3 protein-coding genes are annotated in these 5,723 nt (G+C 73.5%); all 3 read right to left on the bottom strand.

All coding sequences use genetic code 11. The annotated features are described in order from the left end of the window. Nucleotides 1-5: 5 nt before the first annotated feature. Complete coding sequence (locus ACSNOK_RS29975; RefSeq protein ID WP_436783946.1) at nucleotides 6-1,499, bottom strand: ArnT family glycosyltransferase; 1,494 nt, start codon at nucleotides 1,497-1,499, stop codon at nucleotides 6-8. A gap of 194 nt (nucleotides 1,500-1,693) precedes the next feature. Beyond that, nucleotides 1,694-3,223, bottom strand: a complete 1,530-nt coding sequence (locus tag ACSNOK_RS29970; protein WP_436783945.1) for an amino acid permease — start codon at nucleotides 3,221-3,223, stop codon at nucleotides 1,694-1,696. Nucleotides 3,224-3,495: 272 nt separating this feature from the next. After that, nucleotides 3,496-5,475: a 1-deoxy-D-xylulose-5-phosphate synthase gene (dxs, locus tag ACSNOK_RS29965; RefSeq protein WP_436783944.1), complete on the bottom strand. Its 1,980-nt coding sequence runs from the start codon at nucleotides 5,473-5,475 to the stop codon at nucleotides 3,496-3,498. Nucleotides 5,476-5,723: the final 248 nt, after the last annotated feature.

Below are 5,723 nucleotides of genomic sequence, written 5' to 3'. Positions count from 1 at the left end.
CCCCCTCACCGGCGCGCATACAGCACTGCCCCCTCCACGTTCCCCACCCGCGCGTACCCGCCCCGCAGGAAGGCCCGCAGCGAGGGCACGCGTGCCACCTCGTAGGGCCGGCCGCGGGAGTCGTCCACGACGAGCGCCGGCGGGCGCGCCCGGAGTTCGCGGCGGAAGACGGGCCAGCCGCCCGGTACCCCGTACGCCTCCCCGACCGCCGAGGCGTCCCGGCCGCCGCTGTAGTTGGTGAGCAGTCCGGCCGTGAGGAAGCGGCCCGCCGGCGGGCGGCCGGCGAACCAGTACTGCTCCGGGTGCATGCCCCAGATCAGCACCGGGTCGGCCGGGGCGGTGCGGGCCCGTACCGCGTCGGCGACCCGCAGTGAGTGCGGCAGCTCGGGCGGGGTGGCGAGCAGCCCGGCGGTCAGGAAGGCGGCGCAGGACAGCGCGCTGAGGACGGCGGCGACGCGGCGGACCGCCTCGGGGAGGACGTGCAGGGCGGCGGTGGCCAGCAGGGTGAGGGGCGGGATCAGCTGGAGGTAGTAGTGGCCGAAGAAGTGGAAGCCGGTGGTGACGGCCACCGCGGAGGCGATCAGCCACAGCCACAGCTCCGGCGGCGCGACCCGGCGGCGGGCCAGCAGGAGGATGCCGACGGGCGCGAGCAGCCCGGCGCAACTGGTCGTCAGCACACCGGCGTTGGCGACGGCCCGGGCGGCCGAGGCGGCGACCGTGCCCTCCACGGAGGCGTAGGTGCCGGAGCCGGTCACACACCAGAACAGCAGCCGGGCCGGGCCGCACACCCAGGCGGCGGCGGCCACGGGCAGGGTGACGCCGAGGGCGAGGGCGGCGGTGCCGCCGCGCGCGGCGGGACGGGCCGTCCAGAGCATCAGCAGGACGGGGGCCAGGACCGCTCCCCCGGTCTGCTTCGTCAGCAGGGCCGCGGCCGTCGCCAGGCCGGCCCGGCCCCAGCGGCCGCGGTCGGCGCACCACAGGGCGGCGGCCGTCCACGGCACGGCGAACACCTCGAAGGTGGCGGCCTGGGCGTCCTCGGGCTCCAGGCCGATGGACACCAGCAGGTAGAGCACCCCGGCCGTACGCCCGGCGCGCTCGCCCCAGCGGCAGCGGGCGAACGAGGCCAGCAGCACGGCCGTCGCCAGCTGGGCGGCCACGGCGAGGCCCTTGACGGGCAGGAGCGAGCCGTCGCCGAAGGCGTGGAAGCACGCCTCGTACAGCCAGGGCAGCAGCGGCGGCTTGCGGTCGACGACCGTGCGGTAGAGGACGGCGCCCTGGGCGAGCATCCGGGCCTGGGTGGCGAGGAAGCCCTCGTCCGGATTCCACAGCGGGCGGAGGAAGGAGGGCAGCCGGGTGACGAGGGCCAGGGCGGTCAGGACGGGCAGCAGCCCGGCCCAGAAGGGCAGCCCGCGCCGGGGCCCCGCGGCCGGCTCGGCCCCGATGCGGGGGCGCGGGACGGCGGCGGGAGCCGGGACGACGACGTGCTGCGCGGCGGACATGCGGCCAACCTAGGGCTCCGCGTGTTCCGGCGGCGGGTGACATACGGGGTGTCAGGGAGGAATCAGGGAGGAGCCGGAGCGTGGTCCGGGAAGCGTTCGACCCGGAGTCGGGGACAAGACGGGGGACGAGACGGGGACGCGACGGGGGCGAGACGGGGAAAACCGCGGGCCGTGCCCGGCCGCGCGGCCCCCGGTCACCGCCCGGGCGGACCAGGCCGCGCCGCCTCCGCCGCGACCCTGCTGTGCCGCTTGCCGTACACGAAGTAGACCGCGACGCCCAGCGCCATCCACACGGCGAACCGCAGCCACGTCTCCGCCGGGAGGTTGAGCATCAGCCAGAGCGAGGCCAGCACCGACAGCACCGGCACGAAGGGCACGAACGGCGTGCGGAAGGCGCGCGGCAGGTCGGGGCGGGCCCTGCGCAGGAGGACGACGCCGAGGGCGACGACGACGAAGGCGAAGAGGGTTCCGATGTTGACCAGCTCGGCCAGGACGTCGATGGAGGTGAACCCCGCGACGACGGCCACGACGGCGCCGAGGAGGACCGTGGAGCGGTAGGGCGTGCCGAAGCGCGGGTGCACGGTGGAGAAGACGCGCGGCAGCAGCCCGTCGCGGCTCATCGCGAAGAACACCCGGCTCTGCCCGAGCAGCAGGATCATGCAGACGGAGGTGAGGCCGACGGCCGCGCCGAAGCTGATCAGCCCGGCCCAGAAGGGGTGTCCGGCGTCCTTGAAGGCGTCGGCGAGCGGCGCGTCGACGGAGAGCCGGCTGTATTTCTGCATACCGGTGACGACGACGGAGACGGCCACGTAGAGGACGGTGCAGATGGCGAGCGAGCCGAGGATGCCGCGCGGGACGTCGCGCTGCGGGTTGTGGGTCTCCTCGGCTGCGGTGGCGACGATGTCGAAGCCGATGAACGCGAAGAAGACCACGGCGGCGGCCGAGAAGATGCCCATGACGCCGAAGTGGGACGGCGTGAAGCCGAAGAGGAGCTGGGAGAGGGGGGCGGCCAGGCCGCTCCCGCCCGAGCTGCTTTGGGCGGGCGGGATGAACGGGTCGTAGTTGGCGCCGCTGATGAAGAACGAGCCGGCGATGATGACGATGAGGACGACCGTCACCTTCACGCCCACCACGACGGAGGTGACGCGCGAGGACAGCTTCATCCCGGCGACCAGGATCGCGGTGAGCACCAGCACCAGCAGGCAGGCGAGGAGGTCGAAGCCGAAGTCGCCGTGGTGCGGCCCGGACAGCGCGGCGGGGAAGTGCCAGCCGGCGGTGTCGAGCAGCGAGCGGATGTAGCCGGACCAGCCGACGGAGACCACGGCGCAGCCCAGCGCCAGCTCCAGGATCAGGTCCCAGCCGATGATCCAGGCGGGCAGTTCGCCGAGCGAGGCGTACGAGAAGGTGTACGCGGAGCCGGCCACCGGCACGGTGGAGGCGAACTCGGCGTAGCACAGCGCCGCCAGTCCGCAGACGATGCCGGCGAGGACGAACGACAGGGCCACGGAGGGGCCCGCGCTCTCCTTGGCGACCTTGCCGGTGAGGACGAAGATGCCGGTGCCGATGACGACACCGACGCCGAAGACGGTGAGGTCGAGGGCGGAGAGCGACTTCTTGAGGACGTGTTCGGGTTCCTCGGTGTCCCGGATGGACTGCTCCACCGTCTTCGTCCGGAACACTCCGCTCCTGCCGCGGTCGTTCCGGGTCGGTCGTTCCGTGGTCATCGGCCCACCTCCACCAGTCGCGGCTCGCGCCGCCCCGCGGCCGCACCGCGTCGGCGCCGCACCGCGTCGTCCCTGAACTGAGCGAGTGTCCGCGATGTTCGGGGTTCGGCCCGGGGGGCCACAGCCTCCCTGCCGCCGGATTCACCCGATGGAGGTCAGGCGCGGGTATGCGCGGGGGCCGGCCGGACCAACCCGGGGGTGGTCCGACCGGCCCCGGTGGCGGATCGGAAGGGCACGACGCGGCCGGCCGCGGGCCGGCGCGCACCGGCCGGTCAGTCGCGGACGGCCTCGGCGGGCTCGCCCGTCCCGTCCGTGCCCGGGAGCGGCGAGCCGCCGGCGGGCCCGGTGACGCCGTCCCCGACGGAGGTCCCGTCCAGCTTGGCGACCAGGCCGGTGACCTGGCGGGCGATGTCCGGGGCGGTCAGCCCGATCTCGGCCATGACCTCCTTGCGGGAGGCGTGGTCGAGGAAGCGCGGCGGGATGCCGAAGTCGCGCAGCGGCAGGTCGACGCCGGCGTCGCGGAGCGCCTGGGCGACGGCCGAACCGACGCCGCCCACCCGGCCGTTGTCCTCGACGGTGACGACGACGCGGTGCTCCCGGGCCAGGCCGGGCAGCGCCTCGTCGACCGGCTTGACCCAGCGCGGGTCGACGACGGTGGAGGAGATGCCCTGCTTGTCGAGGAGGTCGGCGATCTCCAGGCACATCGGGGCGAGGGCGCCGACGGAGACGATGAGGACGTCCGCGCGGCCGATGTCGTCCGCCGGGCGGCGGAGCACGTCCATGCCGCCGACGCGGCCGACGGCCTCGACGGCCGGGCCGACCGTGCCCTTGGAGTAACGCACGACGGTGGGGGCGTCGTCGACCTCGACGGCCTCGCGGAGCTGGGCGCGGACCTGGTCGGCGTCGCGCGGGGCGGCGATCCGCAGGCCGGGGACGACCTGGAGGATCGACATGTCCCACATGCCGTTGTGCGAGGCGCCGTCGTCGCCGGTGACGCCGGCCCGGTCGAGGACGAAGGTGACGCCGCACTTGTGCAGGGCCACGTCCATCAGGACCTGGTCGAAGGCGCGGTTGAGGAAGGTGGCGTAGACGGCGAAGACCGGGTGCAGGCCGCCCGTCGCCAGGCCGGCCGCCGAGGTGGCCGCGTGCTGCTCCGCGATGCCGACGTCGTAGACGCGGTCGGGGAACTCCTTCGCGAACTTGCCGAGGCCGACCGGCTGCATCATGGCGGCGGTGATCGCGACGATGTCCTCGCGCTCGCGGCCGAGGGCGACCATCTCGTCGCCGAAGACGGAGGTCCAGCTGGCGCCGGAGGCGGCGACCGGCAGGCCGGTGTCGGGGTGGATGACGCCGATGCCGTGGAAGCGGTCCGCCTCGTGCTGCTCGGCCGGCTGGTAGCCGCGGCCCTTCTCGGTGAGGCAGTGGACGATCACGGGGCCGTTGAAGCGCTTGGCGCGCTGGAGGGCGGACTCCAGGGCCTCGATGTCGTGGCCGTCGATCGGGCCGACGTACTTCAGGCCCAGGTCCTCGAACATGCCCTGCGGGGCGATGAAGTCCTTGAGGCCCTTCTTGGCGCCGTGCAGCGTCTCGTAGAGCGGCTTGCCGACGACCGGCGTGCGCTCCAGCAGGTCCTTGCCGCGGGCCAGGAAGCGCTCGTAGCCGTCCGTGGTGCGCAGGGTGGCCAGGTGGTTGGCGAGGCCGCCGATGGTGGGCGCGTAGGAGCGCTCGTTGTCGTTGACGACGATGACGAGCGGGCGGTCCTTGGCGACGGCGATGTTGTTCAGCGCCTCCCAGGCCATGCCGCCGGTGAGGGCGCCGTCGCCGATGACGGCGACGACGTGCCGGTCTTGGCGGCCGAGCACCTGGTTGGCCTTGGCGAGACCGTCGGCCCAGCCCAGGACGGTGGAGGCGTGGCTGTTCTCGATGACGTCGTGCTCCGACTCGGCCCGCGAGGGGTAGCCGGAGAGGCCGTCCTTGGCCCGGAGCCGGGAGAAGTCCTGGCGGCCGGTGAGCAGCTTGTGCACGTACGCCTGGTGCCCGGTGTCGAAGAGGACCTTGTCCTTGGGCGAGTCGAAGACGCGGTGCAGGGCGATGGTGAGCTCGACCACGCCGAGGTTGGGGCCGAGGTGACCACCGGTCTTGGAGACGGCGTCGACGAGGAAGGTGCGGATCTCCGCGGCCAGCCGGTCGAGCTGCTCGGGGCTCAGCCGGTCAAGATCGCGCGGTTCCCTGATGCGGGTCAGCAGGGCCACCCGTGCCTCCTTAAGCTGTCGAGCTTTTGCCGGTCGGTCGAGTCTAATCTTCCGCTTGGGATGGCGGTGAACGGGTGAGGCGATGTTTGTCACCCGGATGCTCGGTTCCCGGCCGGGGCCCGGAGGTGGGGGTGCCCCGGTCCCACCCCTTCGCCGCTTCCTGGGGCTGCGCCCCAGCCCCCCTTCGCGGCTTCGCCGCTCGTCCTCAAACGCCGGACGGGCTGTTTTCAGCCCGTCCGGCGTTTGAG

It is taken from the genome of Streptomyces sp. URMC 126 (assembly GCF_051386555.1).
GTDB lineage: Bacteria > Actinomycetota > Actinomycetes > Streptomycetales > Streptomycetaceae > Streptomyces.
Note: the sequence above shows the minus strand (reverse complement) of the source record. Positions and strands in the feature narration are given on the sequence as shown.